Annotated in this window: 19 protein-coding genes; 4 read left to right on the top strand and 15 right to left on the bottom strand. The window is 69.2% G+C overall.

Features of this window, described 5'->3' with window-relative positions; translation table 11 throughout:
• Nucleotides 1-32: 32 nt before the first annotated feature.
• The 11 genes from JK363_RS27000 to gvpJ all read right to left on the bottom strand — a co-directional run bounded on the left by JK363_RS27000 (nt 33) and on the right by gvpJ (nt 6254).
• Entirely contained in the window at nt 33-290 is a 258-nt protein-coding gene (locus JK363_RS27000) for a hypothetical protein (protein WP_201878006.1), read from the bottom strand.
• Nucleotides 291-774: 484 nt separating this feature from the next.
• Entirely contained in the window at nt 775-1815 is a 1041-nt protein-coding gene (locus JK363_RS26995) for an iron-containing redox enzyme family protein (RefSeq protein ID WP_201878004.1), read from the bottom strand.
• Entirely contained in the window at nt 1812-2618 is an 807-nt protein-coding gene (locus JK363_RS26985; protein WP_372444854.1) for a methyltransferase, read from the bottom strand. Before JK363_RS26985 ends, JK363_RS26995 begins: the two co-directional genes overlap by 4 nt.
• 19 nt (nt 2619-2637) lie before the next feature.
• Entirely contained in the window at nt 2638-2994 is a 357-nt protein-coding gene (locus tag JK363_RS26980; RefSeq protein WP_201878000.1) for a gas vesicle protein K, read from the bottom strand.
• Nucleotides 2984-3172, bottom strand: a complete 189-nt coding sequence (locus JK363_RS26975; protein WP_201877998.1) for a gas vesicle protein — start codon at nt 3170-3172, stop codon at nt 2984-2986. Before JK363_RS26975 ends, JK363_RS26980 begins: the two co-directional genes overlap by 11 nt.
• Nucleotides 3169-3960 carry a GvpL/GvpF family gas vesicle protein gene (locus JK363_RS26970; RefSeq protein WP_201877996.1) on the bottom strand — a complete coding sequence of 264 codons (792 nt, stop codon included), beginning with the start codon at nt 3958-3960 and terminating at the stop codon, nt 3169-3171. Before JK363_RS26970 ends, JK363_RS26975 begins: the two co-directional genes overlap by 4 nt.
• The gene (locus JK363_RS26965) at nt 3957-4316 is read right to left on the bottom strand and encodes a gas vesicle protein (RefSeq protein WP_201877994.1); all 360 of its coding nucleotides are present in this window, start codon (nt 4314-4316) and stop codon (nt 3957-3959) included. Before JK363_RS26965 ends, JK363_RS26970 begins: the two co-directional genes overlap by 4 nt.
• Nucleotides 4313-4744, bottom strand: coding sequence for a gas vesicle protein GvpO (gene gvpO / locus JK363_RS44285; protein WP_201877992.1), 432 nt, complete (start codon nt 4742-4744; stop codon nt 4313-4315). Before gvpO ends, JK363_RS26965 begins: the two co-directional genes overlap by 4 nt.
• A 3-nt stretch (nt 4745-4747) precedes the next feature.
• Nucleotides 4748-4999: a c-type cytochrome biogenesis protein CcmI gene (gene ccmI / locus JK363_RS26955; protein WP_201877984.1), complete on the bottom strand. Its 252-nt coding sequence runs from the start codon at nt 4997-4999 to the stop codon at nt 4748-4750.
• Between the two features lie 2 nt (nt 5000-5001).
• A complete protein-coding gene (locus tag JK363_RS26950; RefSeq protein ID WP_201877977.1) occupies nt 5002-5805 on the bottom strand; it encodes a GvpL/GvpF family gas vesicle protein in 804 nt (267 codons plus the stop codon).
• Nucleotides 5805-6254 carry a gas vesicle protein GvpJ gene (gene gvpJ / locus JK363_RS26945; RefSeq protein WP_201877975.1) on the bottom strand — a complete coding sequence of 150 codons (450 nt, stop codon included), beginning with the start codon at nt 6252-6254 and terminating at the stop codon, nt 5805-5807. Before gvpJ ends, JK363_RS26950 begins: the two co-directional genes overlap by 1 nt.
• Before the next feature lie 419 nt (nt 6255-6673).
• Here gvpJ and JK363_RS26940 point away from each other — a divergent pair, with 419 nt between their 5' ends.
• The 3 genes from JK363_RS26940 to JK363_RS26930 all read left to right on the top strand — a co-directional run bounded on the left by JK363_RS26940 (nt 6674) and on the right by JK363_RS26930 (nt 9283).
• Nucleotides 6674-7363, top strand: a complete 690-nt coding sequence (locus JK363_RS26940; RefSeq protein WP_201877973.1) for a DNA polymerase ligase N-terminal domain-containing protein — start codon at nt 6674-6676, stop codon at nt 7361-7363.
• Nucleotides 7364-7454: 91 nt separating this feature from the next.
• Nucleotides 7455-8468, top strand: coding sequence for an ATP-binding cassette domain-containing protein (locus tag JK363_RS26935; RefSeq protein ID WP_201877972.1), 1014 nt, complete (start codon nt 7455-7457; stop codon nt 8466-8468).
• Nucleotides 8465-9283 (top strand): ABC transporter permease, encoded by an 819-nt coding sequence (locus JK363_RS26930; RefSeq protein ID WP_201877967.1) that lies wholly within the window; start codon nt 8465-8467, stop codon nt 9281-9283. The genes JK363_RS26935 and JK363_RS26930 overlap by 4 nt, the downstream gene beginning before the upstream one ends.
• Before the next feature lie 410 nt (nt 9284-9693).
• Here JK363_RS26930 and JK363_RS26925 read toward each other — a convergent pair whose 3' ends face one another.
• Nucleotides 9694-10257: a diguanylate cyclase gene (locus tag JK363_RS26925; RefSeq protein ID WP_236076132.1), complete on the bottom strand. Its 564-nt coding sequence runs from the start codon at nt 10255-10257 to the stop codon at nt 9694-9696.
• A 390-nt stretch (nt 10258-10647) separates the two neighbouring features.
• Between JK363_RS26925 and JK363_RS26920 the strand changes: the two genes are divergently transcribed.
• Nucleotides 10648-11328: an MOSC domain-containing protein gene (locus JK363_RS26920; protein WP_201877957.1), complete on the top strand. Its 681-nt coding sequence runs from the start codon at nt 10648-10650 to the stop codon at nt 11326-11328.
• A gap of 40 nt (nt 11329-11368) precedes the next feature.
• Here the strand turns inward: JK363_RS26920 and JK363_RS26915 are convergent, their stop codons facing one another.
• The 3 genes from JK363_RS26915 to JK363_RS26905 are packed head-to-tail and all read right to left on the bottom strand — an operon-like array spanning nt 11369 to nt 17424.
• Nucleotides 11369-12490: an enolase C-terminal domain-like protein gene (locus tag JK363_RS26915; RefSeq protein ID WP_201877955.1), complete on the bottom strand. Its 1122-nt coding sequence runs from the start codon at nt 12488-12490 to the stop codon at nt 11369-11371.
• Nucleotides 12490-14298, bottom strand: a complete 1809-nt coding sequence (locus JK363_RS26910) for a thiamine pyrophosphate-requiring protein (protein ID WP_201877953.1) — start codon at nt 14296-14298, stop codon at nt 12490-12492. Before JK363_RS26910 ends, JK363_RS26915 begins: the two co-directional genes overlap by 1 nt.
• A 15-nt stretch (nt 14299-14313) precedes the next feature.
• Nucleotides 14314-17424: an FAD-binding and (Fe-S)-binding domain-containing protein gene (locus JK363_RS26905; RefSeq protein WP_201877951.1), complete on the bottom strand. Its 3111-nt coding sequence runs from the start codon at nt 17422-17424 to the stop codon at nt 14314-14316.
• Nucleotides 17425-17616 lie beyond the last annotated feature (192 nt).

The following is a 17616-nucleotide window of genomic DNA, read 5'->3' as shown; positions in this document are numbered from 1 at the left end:
GACGCCGAGCGGTCAGATGCGGGATCTACCGATCAGATCCACCCCGGGTGGACCCGCAGCAGATCCTGAACGGATCCGCCCGGCTCCAGGCCAGTGCGGGGAAGGTTCTTGTCGCCGCCCTGGTAGCCGGTCCAGAAGGCGGTCGGGACCTCCGGGGGCGCGGCGGCGGCCACATCGGTGGCGCCCAGGGCGGGGACGGTCTCCGGGGCGTGGGGCACGTGGTAGTCAGTGTGCTCCGCGGCGTTGCTCCGGGCCCAACGGGCAATGCGGGATTCGTTGGTTGCGGACATCAGATTCACCTTCCTGGTCGTCCTTGCTCCGAATTCGAAGAATTCGGCGTCATCGGATGGTCGGCGGCGGAAGTGGGATGTTCGGAATCCCGGCAGCCGCCGTGACAGGTGACGTTCGCGGCTATTGCGCTATCGCCACCTGGTGGCTTGCATTCCCCCTGCCATCGGCTCTCTGCTCCGCAGGTGATGCCTGAAGAAGCCCTCGTGCCAACCAACATGACGAGGCATCAGCCAGCAACTCCTTCGATGCTCTGGGAACAAGAACCTTGCTCTGGGAACAAGAACCTTCATACGCCAGCAATGCTGGCTCGGGCTCGTTCGGCGGCGAGGGACTAGTGATTTCGGCAGAATTGGCTTCATCGGGCTTCACCCGGGCAGTAGGTGTTGGACACGCTGCCGAGCAGTAGGTGCCCCGCCGATACCGCTCGGTGTGGACGGACGACAACGCTGCGGCGGCGTCGCGCTGACTGAGACCGAGAGGCGGTCAGGGAGGTGGTGCCGCTGTGCGCGGGGGCAGCGGGGCCCGCAATGCGCTTCTGCCGTCCCGCCACGCGCTCAGCAGGCAGGCGCCCAGACGGTCCTCGAGGAAGCTGGTGGCTTCGATGCCGAACGCCACGTCCGGTGCCAGGCGGGGCTCGTCCCGCAGAAGGCCGCCGATCACTTCCCGGCGGACGACCTGCTCGTGCACCGCGTCGGCCTCGACGTGTTCGTCGTAGTACCGCTCCGCGGCGGGGCCCGCCCCGTTGCGTCGCATCGCAAGGGCCAGCCGCCGGGAAGCGGGGGAGGAGCTGACTTCCACCGCGGCGAAGTGGCCGACCAGGGCGCCGCGCAGCGCCCGGTGCAGCCCCAGCAGCGACATCAGGTTGACGGTGGCGAACGCCTCGGCCGGTGCGCTGCCCACGTACCTGCCGTACGCGGTATCCAGCCCCAGATCGTCCATCAGGTCGGCGAACAGCTGGGCGTGGATGTCCTCGGCACGTCCGCCACCGAACTCGTCGAACTCCACGGCCACCATCCCGGCCTTCGCGCGGCCGCGGAGCCGCGGAATGACCCAGGCGTGCGGATCGGCCTCCTTGAGGTGGTATAGGGACCGAAGCGCCGCGTACTCGCGCAACTGCCAGAGGTTCCCTTCGTGTTGCAGGTAGTGGCTGACACTGGTGCCGCTGTCGCCCAAGGGCTCGGCGAGCAGCGACTCCATGGCCGCATCGGGGTCGCTCGCACGGACATCGGCACGCAGAGCGTGCAGGAAGGTCTTCTCCAGGGCGCGGCGCAGCGACAGCAGCTCGGGGTCCCATTCCAGGTCGTCGTCGACTGAGCGGAAGCCGTGGTAGTGCAGTTCGTACAGCAGATACAGGGCGAGCTGGACATCCTCGCCGTAGGGGTTCGCGCGCTCCGCTTGCGCATCCGTGGGAAGGGCGCCCGTCCCCGTCCGGAGCCGTGGCACGAGGGTTGCTGACACCGGGCCGCGTGGCGGGGGTAGTTCGGGGCCCTGAGCCATCGCCCCGGGTGCCTGGGCGGTGGTCATCCGCTCTCCTCCTTCCGTTCGGCACAGGAGCGGGTCCGGCGGTTCTCCCCGCGCGGTGGTGTGCCGGCGCGGTGGCTGGTGTCGCACCAGGGGTAGATACCGCTGCGGTGGCATGTGCAGATCGCGGCGGCGAATCGGCGGGAGAGTACGGTTCCGTTCTCATCGACCACCTCCACCGGGCCCTCGATCACGAGCGGGCCGTCGGGGTCGATGGTGATGCGGCGGGGGCGTTCAGAGGCGTTGGCCACGGATGACCACCAGTTCTTCTCTGTCGTCGGTGTCCTTGAGCTTGCCTTGCTGCCGTAGCCACGGCAGTCGTGGACCATGAGGAGCACACCGTGAGTGCGGAGCACCGACGGTGCGGCGTCACAGAGCCGGTCAGCGACGGCCCGGCCGTCGCTGCCCGCGTCCCAGGCACGGGCCCTGCCACGCCTGGGCAGTCGGCCGTGCGGGTTCGGCAGGTACGGGGGGTTGGTGACCAGGATGTCGAACGAACGGTCTCGCACCGGGGCCGCCAGGTCGCCCCGGCGCACGTGGACACGTTGCCGGTGCAGCAGCGCGTTCACCCGGGTGGCGATCACGGCCCGCCAGGCGATGTCCACCGCTGTGACCCGTGCCCCGTGCCGCGCCGCCTCCAGCGCGAGGACACCGCTTCCGCTGCCGATGTCCAGCAGGTCGGTGCCGGTGTCGACGTGCTCTCGGCGCAGTGCGTGCAGCAGGAGAGCGGTGTCGTGCTGGGGCATGTACACACCGGGGAGTGTCATGACCCGCCGGGCCGATGGTGTTCCTGTGTCAACGGCCATGAACCATCGCCCCTTCGTGCTAGTCGCGAGGGAGGAGGGGGCCCAGTGGGCCGAGGTCGAGGTTGAGGTCCTCCTCGGTCAGGCCGAAGTGCTCGCGCAGTTCGGTCATGTTCTCCTCCAGAGCCATCAGGGTCAGTCCGAGCTTCTCGATCTGCTCGTCGCTGAGGCCACCCTGGTCGATCCGCCGCAGTGCCTGACGCTCCATCAACTGGCGCAGAAGCTCCACGATGGTGAGCACCAGGCCGGCCAGGCTCTGGCGTGCCGACTCCTTGTCGACCTCGATCCGGCGGGGCACCTCGCCGGAAGGACCGAGCCGGTTGGCGCGGCCGGGCAGGTCCGGACGGCCACCGTGGGTGGGGGTGGGGTCAGTGGCCATCGTCGCCGTCCTGGTCCTCCATGCGCACCGAGGCGATCAGCGCGCGCAGGGAGATCCGCACCAGATCCACATCGGCGATGGTCAGGGTGATCTCCCCGGCGATCACCACGCCCCCTGCCAGAACCCGGTCCAGGAGGTCCACGAGCGCCACTTCCCGCCGTTCGACCGCGTGTGTCATGGCGACTCCTCGGGCGGAGCGGTGAACGAATAAGGCGGCCACGGGCCGCTGAGCTCCAGGGTGATGTCCGGGTAGCGCTCCCGGAGGGCGTCCACGATGGCGGTGAAGTCGTCCGTGGCGTTGTCGGGCACCAGATAGGAGTTGTTGAGCACCATCCACCCCTCGTACGCGGCCAGCGCGGTGTCCTGCGGAGGATGCGCGGCCGTGGCCACCGCCGGCGCGGCCAGTGCGGTGTGGATCTCCTCCGCCCGCGCGGCGGCGCGGTCGTGCGCGGTATCCCGCTCCTGCCGCTGGGCGCGGCGGCGCATCAGATAGGCGGTTCCCGGGCGGTCACCACCGCCTGTGTCCTCGGCAGGGGCGGCGGCGAAGGCACCGGGGTCGACATACGCCTTGACGCCCCACTCGGTCCGGCCCTCCACCCTGCCGAGGGTGTCCATGAGGTCGTCCCGGCGCTCGTCGAGCATGGCCCGGACGCGGTCGTCGTCGTGGTAGAGCGTGGCGAAGCGCAGTGGGACCACCTGCCCGTGGTGGGCCGACTCGTTGATCACGCGGTGGTGTGCGCGGGCCGTCCGTTCCAGCCATCGCAGATCCTCCAGGTGGTCGCGCAACGCCTCCTCGGCGAAGTCGCTGAGCGGTACGGAGCCGACGACGGCCGCCAGCCCCGAGCCCACGACCAGGCGCACCGGTTCATGCGCCACTCCGGTCACACCGGTGAGCGCCTGCGGCGGGCCGTTGCCGGGCGGGGCGGTGGTCACCGCGTACAGCCAGGTGGCGTGGGATTCGTTCACCGCTCGTCCTCCCCGTCCGCGTCACGGCCCGCCTCCAGCTCCCCGACGCGTCGCCGGAGCCGTTCGTTCTCCTCCAGGACGTCCCGGGCACCGGAGGAGAGGGTGGGATCGTGCTCCCACCAGTCGATGCCCATTTCCTTGGCCCGGTCCACCGACGCGACCAGCAGCCGGATCTTGATCGTCAGCAGTTCGATGTCCAGCAGATTGATCTGGATGTCCCCGGCGATGACGATGCCCTTGTCCAGCACCCGTTCCAGGATGTCGGCGAGGCTCGACGGCTCGGTGCCACGGCGGACCGGTTCGCGTGAGGGCTCCGCGCGCCGGGTCGGCACGTTCCAGTCCGAGCTCTGGCTCATGTCCGCTCCTCCGACCTGCCCCGGTAGTAGCGGTGGTCGCGCCGGTAGGTGAGGAGCTCGCCGTCGTTGTCCACCTCGACGCGGTACTCGGCGAGGATGTCGGTGGAGTCCGGTACGCGGTGGGTCTCCACCACCTCGATGCCGACCACCCAGCCGTCCTCCCGGCGCTCCAGCGATGTGACCCCTTCCGGATCGCGCCCGGTGAGCTCTTGTACCTGGCGAGCGGCGCTCAGGGCCGCGTCACGGGCACCGATGCCCTGGCTGCTCCGCTCCCGACGGGGGCGGGCCTGCTTCCGTGCACGTGCGCGTTCCGGCTCCCGCTCGCGGCCGTGTTCCTCGCGTGCGCGTTCCGGTTTCCGCTCGCGGCCGCGTTCCGCGTTCTCCTCACGGCCGTGTTCCTCGCGTGCGCGCCGTTGCTCTCGGGGCACGGCTCAGCCCTCCAAGCCCCCGGAGGGCGGGCCGCCGGACATCAGGCGGCGGACCAGCTCGCTCTCCAGCTCGGCCGCCTCCTCCTCACCGAGCTCACCGCTGTCCCGAGCCTGGGCGACCTCCTCGAGGCGCTGCTGGATGACGGCGGGGTCGTAGAGCTGTCGACGGGCTTCCTCGCGGATCTGCTCGGCGATCCAGGCAACGCCACGCACCGGTGCGAGGGGCAGGGTGAGCAGTCCGGTGAACAGTCCCATGGCTAACCGCCCTCGTCCGTCCCGGGCGCCGATTCCTGCCCTGCTTCGAGCGCGTCGGCGACGAAGTCGTAGGGGGCCAGTGGTCCGAGCAGCCGGAGGTGCACCCGCTCGCGCCAGTGGCCGGCCAGCTTCTCGGCAGCCTGCTCGAACTCCGCCCGCCGCGCGTCCTCGACCAGGAAGGAGGCATTGACCAGACCTTCGGCGGACGACGGTTCCGAGGTGACCGACGCCAGTGCCAACGGCCCCAGCCGCCGGACCACTTCGAGCGTGTCCACTTCCCGCTTGGTGGCGAGGGTGTCCATCACCAGCTGCCCGAGCTGGATCCGCTCGTTGTAGCCCGCCTCCTCGGGAAGCCCCTGGAGCTCTTCCCTGAGTCGTTTGGCCTCCGGCTGTTCGTCCAGCACCTCACGCAGCACCGCGTCCTGCACATAGCGCGCCCGCAGGGTGAACTGCGAGCGGCCCCGCAGCCGTTCGAGCGCCCGGTCGAAGTCGTCGTGCCCCTCGGTCAGCAGCTCGTCGGCGACCGCGTCGGTGTCGCGGACCACGGTGCCGAAGCGGAAGGGGAGAACGGGCGAGGCGTCGGCTGCCAGGGCATCCAGCACCTGGGCATGCGTCCGCAGATCGTCGGGGGTGCCCAGTGGTTTGTCGGTGGGCACCTCGCTGACCACGGCGGCCTGACCTTCGTGGCGTACCAGCATGACCGCTGCATCCGGAGTGCCGACCGCGGGCAGATCCTTGACGCTGTCGTCGCTGCGGTCGCCCGTCACGACACCGTAGACATAACAGGCACGTCCGTTATCCGCCATCACCGCTCGCGCTCCCTATGGGCCGTGGAACTCCGCTTGCGCCGGGGCCGTTCCTTCTCCTCGGCGCGTTCCACGTCCTCGTCCTCCGTGCCTTCGTCGTCGCTCTGGATCAGGTCGGAGACCGTCTCCTTGACGCCTTCCAGCGCTCCCTTGGTCTTCTTCCGGCTGCCGCCTTCGCGCAACTCGTCCATCAGACCGGGCAGACCGTGGGTTTCGGTGCCGCTGCGGGCGAGGTCGAGACGATTCGTCGCCTCCGCGAAGCGCAGATACGTGTCGACACTGGCGACCACGACGCGGGCGTCGATGGTCAACAGCTCGATCCCCACCAGGGACACCCGGACATACACATCGATGACCAGGCCTTTGTCCAGGATGAGGTCGACCACGTCGACCAAGCTGCTGGAGCCGGACCGGTCCAGATACTGACCTTGCTGGCTTACTACGGTCACCACGCTCACCTGTTCCAGGGGCGGGTTCCGTCAGCGGCACGAACACCGCCGCGGGCCTCGTCCTCAGCTGCCTCTTTCTCTCAACCTATTGTCGAGTATGTCCCATGTGGGCGTTATAGGTTATTTTGCTGAGGTGTGACCTTCCGACCTGCGGCTGTGACGCGTGGTATTGCATCGTGACGCTCAGTGTTGAGGTCGCCGTGTGCCACGAGCGGGTGGGCCCCGGGAGACCGTCTCGTCCTCGACATTGCGCCCGGTTAGTGGCACCTCGGCCGGGTACCTGCCCGGTTGGGAATGCGTCTACCCGCGAGTTTGCGTCGCGGCGGCCCCGTGGTGTCCCGGTGTCCCGGCGAGCGCCGGTCGCCGGCCGGGCGGACATGACCCTGGTGCGCGTGGCACTGCGCCGGAAGGAGGGAACCATGCCGACGACCGATGGCCTCGAGGAATATCGACGCAAGCGGGACTTCGCGAAGTCAGCGGAGCCGAGGGGCGGCGCGAGCCGCGGCGGACGTCCAGGTCAGCGACCCTCCTTCGTCGTGCAGATCCATGACGCCACGACCACGCACTTCGATTTCCGTCTCGAGGTGGACGGCGTCCTCAAGTCCTGGGCCGTACCCAAGGGGCCCTCGGGCGATCCCCAGGAAAAGCGGCTCGCGATGCCCACAGAAGACCATCCGCTCGACTACGCGGACTTCGAGGGCACCATCGCCGAAGGCGAGTACGGAGCGGGCACCGTCATTCTGTGGGACGAGGGGACGTACCGCAGCACCTCGGCGGACCGCCGTGGCAAGGAGGTTCCGTTCGCGGATGCTCTGGAACGTGGCCATGCCTCGTTTCTGCTGCACGGCCACAAACTCCATGGCGGATACGCGCTCACCCGTATCCGCCAGGGCACGGACCGGGAGGCGTGGCTGCTGGTGAAGAAGGACGACGCCCGCGGCTCCCGGCACCGTACCCCCGATCCCACACGGGCCCGATCCGTACGTACGCGGCGCACCCTTCGCCAGGTGGCTGCTCACCGGTCTCCGGGGCACGGGCTTCGCGGGGTGAGACATCATTTGCGGATGCTCGCGCGCCTTGTTAGCGTCACCTGCGACATCTCACCGTAGGGTTCAGCCAGCCCTCGCCATTCAGCCTCCTTGTGTCCGGTGACGCAAGGAAGGTGAGAGTCACACCAGATTCTGACAAAGGTGTGCGGCGATGGTTGCAGTGAGGCGATCAGAAGCGGCTCTGGAAGCCGTTGATCTGGTCAAGACCTACTCGACAGGCAGGAACAAACCCCCGGTCACCGCGTTGCAGGGGCTGAGCTTCTGGGCGGCGAAGGGGACCGTCTTCGGGCTGCTCGGTCCGAACGGGGCAGGCAAATCAACCACGGTGAAGATTCTTTCCACGCTGGCGGTCGCCGACTCGGGGTCGGCACGCATCGCCGGCATCGATGTTGCGGCAAGGCCGGACCGGGTGCGCCAGGCGATCGGATTCGTGGCTCAGAAGCCCGGCACGGACCCGATGGAGACCGCGACCGAGAACCTGCTGCTTGCGGGCCGCCTCCACGGGATGTCCCGTCGCGACGCCAAGGCGCGGGCGCGGGAGCTCATCGACAGGTTCGGCCTGGCCGACGCCGCGAACCGGCCGGTCAGCACCTACTCCGGCGGCATGGCGCGCAAGTTGGACGTCGCACTCGGGCTGATGCACCGCCCGCAGGTCCTGTTCCTCGACGAGCCGACCACGGGTCTGGATCCCCAGGCTCGGAGCGAGATGTGGCACGAGATCGCCAGGATGGCCGGGGATGAGCAGATGACGGTCCTGCTCACGACGCACTACCTCGACGAGGCCGACCGCCTCGCCGACCGGCTCGCGATCGTCGACCACGGCACCGTCGTCGCGGAAGGCACCCCGGAGGACCTCAAGAGCGACCTGCGCGGCGACGCGGTACAGGTCGAGCTCGCCGCGACCGACAGCAGAGCACCCGCGGTGCTGCAACGGGTGCCGGTGCTACGCGAGATCACCCTGGACGGGTGCACGGTCCGCGGCCGCACCGACGACGGTGCCCGTGCGTTGCCGCCCGTGCTGGCCGCACTCGAAGAAGCAGGCATCGCCGTGACCTCTGCGACACTTGCCCGCCCATCACTCGATGACGTCTACCTCCGGCACGTCGGCCACAGCCCTCTGACCGTCGGCGACGAGGACCCGAAGGCCCTGGAGGCGGCGAAATGAGCACCGTACACACCAAGCCGCTCTGCACGCGTCCGATGACGGTGCTCGCACACTCCGTGTTCCTCACCGGCCGCCTGCTGCGCACACTGCGGCGGATGCCCACCTTCCTCGTGATGGGGCTCGTGCAGCCGGTGATCTGGCTGCTGTTGTTCGGACAGCTTTTCCGTGCGGTCGTGAACCTGCCCGGATTCGCGCACGGTGGCGGCGGATTCCTCCAATTCCTCACGCCTGGTGTGGTGATGATGACCGCGCTGTTCGCGAGCGCCTGGTCGGGGACGGCATATCTCCAGGACATCGACCGGGGTGTGATGGACCGGCTGCTCACCTCCCCTGCCAGCCGAGGCGCCATGATGTGCGCGACCATGGCCTACCAGGGAATCCAGACCGTCATCCAAAGTTTGATCATCGTGGTCATCGCGCTGCTCGCCGGCGCCCCCTTCCCCGGTGGCCCATCAGGCGTCGGTGTCACCATCCTCGCCGCGGTACTGCTGACGCTGATCTTCTCGGCACTGTCCAATGCCATCGCACTGCTGACCCGTCAGCAGGCCACGCTGATCGCCATTTCCCAATTCACCACGCTGCCGCTGATGTTCCTCAGCTCCGCTGTGATGGACCTGCACCTCGCTCCGAGCTGGGTCGGGCACGTCGCCGAGTACAACCCCATGGAATGGGCGGTCGTCGCGGCGCGGCAGGCGATGCTCGCACACCCCGACTGGAGCACGGTCTGGGCACATCTGGGACTGCTCGCGGCGGCGGTCCTCGTGATGGCCTTCCTGGCCACACGGGCGTTCCGGACCTACCGGAAGTCGACGTAGCAGCGGCGAGCCCGCCTCTCCCACCGGGCGGACCGGTCTCCCTTTAGCTGGCCCCAACCGCAAGGCGAGGCGAGGAGATCGGCCACGGCGGCGGGCGGTGGGGTCGCTCCCGGCAACCTGCTGGGCGGCCACACCGCCCCCGCCCCGTGATCGAACACGGAGCCCCCGCCCGGCCGACTCAGACGCTCAGAGAAGGCCCGAAGGCCGGGGCTGCGTTTCCAGGTGCTGCACACCGAGGACGCGGCCGCGGCGTACCGGGCCGCGGTCACCCGGGACGTGCGCGGCGCGCGGGCTCCCCGGAGCTGTTCGACGTGGTGCTCCGCCGGCGGCCGACTCGCCCGCGGGCCGTGTGCACGAGGTGGCCGGCGGGGTGGGCAAGCGGCCCTGAACGGTGAGCGGCCCCGCGGCGGTCACCCGGCCGTACGTGCCCTGCTCGCTCTGAGGCAGCGGGTCATCTCCTCGGCATACGGCAGGGCGACGAACGCTCCGATAGCCAGCCCGATGCCCGTCAGATAGCGGGCGGGAAGCGGGTTCTCCTTCGGGAGCAGCTTCCAGTCCTGGGGTTCCTCGCCGCCGTGCAGAACGCGGCGGACCTGGTCCCAGTGCAGACAGGATGTGAAGGCCAGCGCCGAGAGCGGCAGGACCTCCAGGAAGCTGTGGATGTGCTGTTCCACCGGACGCACGTCGCGTTCGCCGGTGGCCAGGCTGACGTCCCACAGGGCGGTGGCGCCGTGTGCGACGGCCGCCCCTCCCAGGACCGAGAGAACCAGGGGATTGATCCGCGCCAGCAGCCCCATCGCGACCGGGACGCCCGCTTCGGTCATCATCAGTGCGTGAAGGGCCGATTCGCGTGTTCCGGAGGTGTGCTCGATTCGGGTTCTGCGGTGCATGATCCAGTCCGCCACGGCCGGTACGAACCACAGCGGCAGCACCCCGTACATCAGAAAGCGCCGGTTGGCGTCCTCGACATTCATCGGGTTCCGTGACACCCGCAGGTCACGGGGGTGCCTCCAGCGCCGCCAGGCACGGGCAACCGGGCTACGGGCGAGAGCCATAGTGCCTCCAGGGTCGTAACCCTCCGGGGTCGGACTGCGGCACTACGAGTTCCCTCCGCCTGGCGCGAGGAAACGGACCCGTGCATCTGGCCCATGGTCATGGCCTCCGGTGGGGGAGCACTCTGGGGCCTGAACGTCGAGACAGTTCGGAGGCATCCATCAGGAGGGTGTTTTGCGGCTGGCTGGGAGAGGGAACCCGTGGCATTCCACCGCAAGCAGTCCCCTGACTCAACGAGAGGATCGGTGGAGTCACCGTGACAACCAAGGCTGTAGTCCGTCTCCAGGATCGCTCCATCGATTGACACTCCCATGAAGATCCTCAGTGTGAACGTCGGGTCGGCCAAGCCCGTGGCCTTCACCGATGCCGCTTCCGGCATGACGGGCATCGACAAGCAGCCGGTCGAAGGGCCGGTCCGGGTGAGTGCGCCAGGCCGCCCCGGGGTGGGAGCGAGTGGTGTGGCCGGGGACGCGGTGTGCGATCTGCGCTCCCACGGCGGGGACGACCGGGCCGTCTACGCGTTCGCCCGCGAGGACCTGGACAGCTGGGAGCCCGAACTGGGGCGCCCGCTGGCCAACGGTGGCTTCGGCGAGAACCTCACCACCCTCGGCATCGACCTGCGCGAGGCGCTGGTCGGCGAACGCTGGCGGATAGGCCCCAAGGTGGTGCTGGAGGTGACCGGCGGCCGTATCCCGTGCCGCACCTTCGCGGGCTGGCTCGGAGAGAAGGGCTGGCTGCGGCGCTTCACCCAAGCCGCCTCGCCCGGGGCCATGCTGCGTGTCGTCGAACCGGGCGAGCTGGGTGTCGGCGATCCGATTGAGGTGATGTACCGGCCCGACCACGATGTGACCGTCTCCCGACTTTTCCGCGCGGTGACCACGGACCGCGAGGCGCTGCCCAGCGTGCTGGTGGCGGCCCCGTGGATGGAACGAGAGCAGTTGCGGATCGCCCGTTCCTACACGGCGAAGTACGGGAAGCGACCCGGCCGCTGAGGCGGGGGCGGGGCTCCAGCCACCACGGCCGTCGCTCCGCTCAGCCGACGCGGAAACGCGCGGCCCGGGTATGCCGGAAGCCGAGTCCGTGACCCGGCTTCCCCGACAGGCCCGGACGCACGCTGCCGCCGGAAGGATCGAGTGTCCCCTCGAACAACTCTTCCTCGATGCGCACATGGTCGTGAAACCACTCCAGGTGGCGGAGGTTGGGGATGGTGGCTGCCGCGTGGGCGTGCAGGTGAGGGGCGCAGTGTCCGGAGATCTGGAGGCCGAGGCCCTCGGCGACGGCGGCCGCGCGCAGCCAAACGGTGATGCCCCCGCAGCGGGTGACATCGGCCTGGAGGCAGTCCACGGCGCCACGTGCCGCCATACGGGTCAGGTACGGCAGATCGTAGCCGTACTCGCCCGCGGCGACATCGGACCGGACGGCGTCGCGCACCATCCGCAGCCCGGTCAGGTCGTCGGAGGAGACCGGTTCCTCGTACCAGCTGACGTTCTGGTCGGCGAAGGCATGGACTATCCGAACGGCCTGTTTGCGGGTGTAGGCGCCGTTGGCGTCGACGTAGAGCTCGCAGGAGTCTCCGACGACCTCGCGCGCCTGGCGCACGCGGGCGAGGTCCCGTTCCGGCTCCCGCCCCCAGGACTCACCGATCTTGATCTTGACGCGCGGAATTCCCCGCTCCTGCGTCCAGCCGCGCAACTGCCGGGTGAGTCGCTCCTGGTCATACGTAGTGAAGCCGCCGCTGCCGTACACCGGGACGTCGGTGACGGTGGCGCCGAGAAGGCGGATCAAGGGCAGTCCGAGCAACCGTGCCTTGAGGTCCCACAGGGCGATGTCGACGGCCGAGATCGCTCCGGCGACGAGGCCGGGCCGCCCGGCGTTGCGCACCGCGCGGGCCATGGCCTCGTTCGCCCGTGGCACATCGAGTACGGGATGCCCGGTCACGACGTCGGCCAGTTCCTTGCTGACCACCTCGGCGGTGGCGGGGGAGCCGTAGGTCCAGCCCGTTCCGGTCGTCGGCCCGCTGACGGCCTGGACGAGAACCAGTGTGGTGGAGTTCCAGGCGAGTGTGCCGTCCGCTTCTGACGTGTCCGTCGGGACGGTGTAGACGGACACGTCCACCCGTTCCACCGTCGGGGTGTCCGGTGCCGTGCTGGGCATCAGTCCTTCCGTTCCTGACGGCGGCTCTTGCCCGGCAGGAACTCCTGGATCTTGGCCTTGACGCCCTGCCGGACCACGTCCGCACGGTCGCTGTCGCCCTGGAAGACGGCCGTGGCGGCGGCTTCGATCTGGTCGAGGGTGGCGTGCGGGGGAATCGGCGGTACGGCGGGGTCGGTGCGGAAGTCGATGACGAAGGGACGGTCCGCGCCGAGCGCCTTGTGCCAGGCGGATTCCACTCCCTCCGGTGTCTCCACCCGCACACCCTCCAGGCCGATGGAGCGGGCGAAGTCCGCGTACGGCACATCGGGGAGGGCCTGGGAGGGGAGGAACTGCGGAGCGCCGGACATCGCGCGCATCTCCCAGGTGACCTGGTTGAGGTCGTGGTTGTTGAGTACGGCGACGATCAGCCGGGGGTCCTGCCACTCGGACCAGTACTTGGCCGCGGTGATGAGCTCGGCCATGCCGTTCATCTGCATCGCCCCGTCGCCCACCAGGGCCAGTGCGGGCCGGTCGGGATGGGCGAACTTGGCGCCGATGACATACGGGACGCCCGGCCCCATGGTGGCCAGCGTGCCGGAGAGCGAGCCGCGCATGGCCCCGCGGATGCGGAGGTGACGTGCGTACCAGTTGGCGGCGGAGCCGGAGTCGGCGGCCAGGATCACATCGTGGGGGAGGAGGGCGTCGAGCGCGTGGACGACGTACTCGGGGTTGATGGGGTCGGCGTCCACGGCGGCGCGCCGTTCCATGACCTTCCACCAGCGGGCGGTGTTCTTCTCGATCTTCTTGCGCCATGAGCCGTGCTTCTTCCGCTTCAGCTTCGGAAGCAGGGCCTTGAGCGTCTCCCGGGCGTCTCCGACAAGATTGACTTCGAAGGGGTAGCGCAGGCCGACCATGAAGGGGTCGATGTCGATCTGCACGGCCCGGGCCTGGTCGAGTTCGGGCAGGAACTGGGTGTAGGGGAAGCTGGATCCGATGACGAGCAGGGTGTCGCACTCCTGCATCAGTTCATAGGAGGGGCGGGTGCCCAGCAACCCGATGGCACCGGTGACATAGGGCAGATCGTCGGGGAACGCGTCCTTGCCCAGGAGCGCCTTGGCCACCCCGGCCCCCATCAGCTCGGCGAGTTGCTCGACCTCGGCGCGTGCTCCGCGCGCGCCCTGGCCGATGAGGATGGCCACTTTCTCCCCGGCGTTGAGCACCTCGGCGGCGCGGTCCAGATCAGTGGCGCCCGGGAGGGGCGCGTAGGAGGCCATACCGAGGCTTGACGGGACCATCTTGAACGTGTGAGTCGGCGGTGAGTAGTCGAGTTCCTGTACGTCGGCGGGGATGATGATGGCGGTCACCGTGCGTTTGGCGCGGGCCGTGCGCATCGCCCGGTCGATGACGTTGGGGAGCTGCTCGGGGACGGTGACCATCTCACAGAAGTCGGCCGCCACGTCCTTGTACAGGCTCAGCAGATCGACTTCCTGCTGGTAGGAACCGCCCATGGCGCTGCGGTTGGTCTGGCCGACGATCGCCACCACCGGTACGTGGTCGAGCTTGGCGTCGTACAGGCCGTTGAGCAGGTGGATGGCGCCGGGGCCCGAGGTCGCCGCGCACACACCGACCCGCCCGGAGAACTTGGCGTAGCCGACGGCCTCGAAGGCCGACATCTCCTCATGTCGGGACTGGATGAACCGTGGCTTGTTGTCGGCCCGTCCCCAGGCGGCGAGCAGGCCGTTGATCCCGTCTCCCGCGTAGGCGAAGACATGCTCGACCTCCCATGCGCGCAGTCGCTGGAGGATGTAGTCGGACACTTTGAGTGACACAGGTGCTTCCTCTCGTCAATGCGTGTGGGGGAATGCGGTGCACCGTCCACGGCGGCGGCGGACGAAGGCGCAAATGCCGCCGGCAGCAGCTACGGCCGCGATGAGCGCCGTGGCCGCGGCCACACGCGCATCGCGGGGGGAGGGCTCTGGGCGGAGGGCGAGCTTCTCCGGCAGATGCGCGGGCAGGTGTGCGGTGTCCAGGCCGAGCGCCAGCACCTCGGCCAGATGCATCGCCCGACGGCCCGTGGCGCCCTGCTCGATCTGGACGCGGCAGCTGAAGCCGTCGGCGAGGACCAGAGCACCGGGAGCGGTGTCGCGTACGGCCGGCAGGACACCCAGTTCGGCGATGGTCATGGAAAGGTCGTGGTGTCCGCGCTCGAATCCGAAGTTGCCGGCGAGCCCGCAGCAACCCTCGTCCAGGACATCGGCGTCGATACCGGCACGACGCATCAGCTCGCGGTCGGCATCGGCTTTCATCACGGCGTGCTGATGACAGTGCGTCTGCACCGTCGCCGCTCTCCCGATGGCCGGGGGCTGCCAGCCATCGGCGTCCTGGAGGAGCAGTTCGGAGAGCGTGCGGAACTGCCGTGCGAGCCGCAGGACGTCCTGGTCCTGTGGCAGCAACTCGGGTGCGTCGGCCCGGAAGACGGCGGTGCAGGAGGGCTCCAGACCGACGATCGGGGCGCCCGTCTCGATCCACGGCCGCAGCACCTCGACCGTGCGACGAAGGGCACGTTCGGCCAAGCCGAGCTGTCCGGTGGAGATCCATGTCAGCCCGCAGCACACCGCCTGACTCGGTACCGCCACGCGGAACCCCGCGTCCTCCAGCACCCGGACCGCCGAGCGCGCGATGTCCGGGTGGAAGAACGTGCTGAAGGTGTCAGGCCACAGAACGACCGCGTTGTCGTCTCCCGGCTCCGGCTGCGGTGTGCCCCTGCCCCGCCACCACTGAAGGAAGGACTCCTCGGCGAAGACGGGCGCCTCCCGCTCCGCCGCCACCCCGGCCACCAGCTTGCCGATCCGGGCCAGCCCCGGAGCGTGCAGCGCCGCGTTGACCAGCCGTGGGGAGAGACGGGAAACCCGCGCCCACAACGGCAGCCACCCCATCGAATAGTGTGCGGCCGGTCGCGGCCGCCCCGCGTAGTGGTGGGAGAGGAACTCCGCCTTGTAGGTGGCCATGTCGACCCCGACCGGGCAGTCCGACTTGCAGCCCTTGCACGCCAGGCACAGGTCCAACGCGTCACGGACCTCGGTGGCGCGCCACCCGTCGCTGACCGGCGAGTCGCTGTGTCCTTCCAGCATCTCGAACAGCAGCCGAGCCCGGCCCCGGGTGGAGTGCTCCTCCTCGCCGGTCGCGCGGAAGGACGGACACATGACACCACCCCGGTGCGCACGGCAGTTGCCGACACCCACACACCGCATCACCGCTCGGGTGAAGGACCCCTGGTCATGGGGATAACCGAACCGCGCCGGCAGGGAGCGCGGCCGCCACCGCGGGCCGAGCCGGAGGTTCTCGTCCACACCGTCCGGCGCCACCACCTTTCCGGGATTCATCCGGTTGTCCGGGTCGAAGAGGGCCTTCACCTCACCGAACGCGGCAACCAGGCGGTCGCCGAACATCCGCGGCAAGAGCTCGCCCCGGGCCTGACCGTCCCCGTGCTCACCGGAGAGCGACCCACGGTAGGAGACCACCAGATCGGCGGCCCGGCCGAGGAAGGTGCGGAAGGTGGCCACCCCCTCGGCGCTCTTCAGCTCGAAGGGGATGCGGGTGTGGACACACCCCTGCCCGAAGTGACCGTAGAGCGAGGACTGGCCGTACCCGAACTCGTCGAAGAGCCGCTTGAGGTCACGCAGGTAATCCCCGAGCCGATCGGGCGGCACGGCGGAGTCCTCCCACCCCTCCCAGGTCTCCCGCCCGTCCGGTGGACGGGCGGTCACCCCCAGTCCCGCCTCCCGGGCCCGGAGCACCTTCTCCTCCCGGCGCGGATCGTCGGAGAACGCCACCGTGCCGTCATCCTCGCCGCGGCCGAGCGCACGCAGCAGATCACGCCCCTGCCCGTCGACGTCCTCCTGACTGTCACCGCTGAACTGCACCAACAGCCAGCTCTCACCTGCCGGGAACTGGTCCAGGGAATCGAGAAACGCCCTCTCTTCCCGCATCAGCTGCGCCATCCGTCCGTCCAGCGCCTCCAGCTGGGTGGGGCGGCTGTGCTCGAGCAGCCGAGGTACGTCGTCCGCCGCGGAGCAGATGTCGGGATAGCCCAGGACGAGGACCGCCTCGTACGGCGGTACGGGCACCAGCTCCAATTCGGCGCGCAGCACGGTCACGAGGGTGCCCTCGCTGCCCACCAGGGCGCGGGCCACATCGAAGCCGTTCTCGGGGAGCAGTGAGTCCAGGTTGTATCCCGACACCCGGCGCGGAACCGCCGGGTAACCCTCCCGGACGTCCGCGAGGTAGTGATCGATGATCTCCTTCAGCCCCCGGTACAGCTCCGCGCGCCGGCCCCCGGCGGCCATGATTGCCTGGAACTCGTCATCCGGGGTCCGGCCGACCCAGCAACGGGTGCCGTCGTAGGTCAGCACCTCCAGCCGCCGCACGTTGTCCACGGTCTTTCCGTACGCCTGTGCCGAAGCCCCGCAGGAGTTGTTGCCGATCATGCCGCCCAGAGAACAGTGGCTGTGCGTGGACGGTTTGGGGCCGAACTTCAGCTGATGGGGTTCGAGTAACCGGTTCAGCTCGTCCAGCACGATGCCGGGCTCCACCACACAGGTCCGCCGCTCGGCATCGACCGACGCCAGACGGTCGCAGTACTTCGTCCAGTCGATCACGACCGCCTCATTGGTGCACTGGCCCGCCAGGCTGGTCCCGCCGCCCCGGCTGAGTACGGGGACGCCGGACTCCGCGCAGACCGCGACCGCCTCGGCCCCGGCCTCCACGTTCCTGGGCACGACCACGCCGATCGGCACCTGCCGGTAGTTCGAGCCGTCGGTGGAGTACGCGCCACGGCTGCCCGCGTCAAAGCGCACTTCACCGTCCACACGGGCGCGCAGAGCCTTCGCCAGTGCGGCAGGGTTTCCCCTCGACCCGCTGCTACCGGGCGCTGTCTGCCGATCTTCGGTGGCCATCGACGCCTTCCTGTCCTCCGTCGTGCTCGTCACCGGTGCGGATATCGGTACCAAGATCTACACATTGCGCGTCCGGGCTCCCAGCACCACGCCGACATGCGCATTCGGCCGAAGCGGGACTCGTGGCCGCGCGCCGCGAAGAAACGTCGGCCGCGTGACATGGCCCGAGCCGACCGTCTCACCCGCTCGGGC

Source organism: Streptomyces coffeae (assembly GCF_016741875.1).
Classification (GTDB): domain Bacteria; phylum Actinomycetota; class Actinomycetes; order Streptomycetales; family Streptomycetaceae; genus Streptomyces; species Streptomyces coffeae.
Note: the sequence above shows the minus strand (reverse complement) of the source record. Positions and strands in the feature narration are given on the sequence as shown.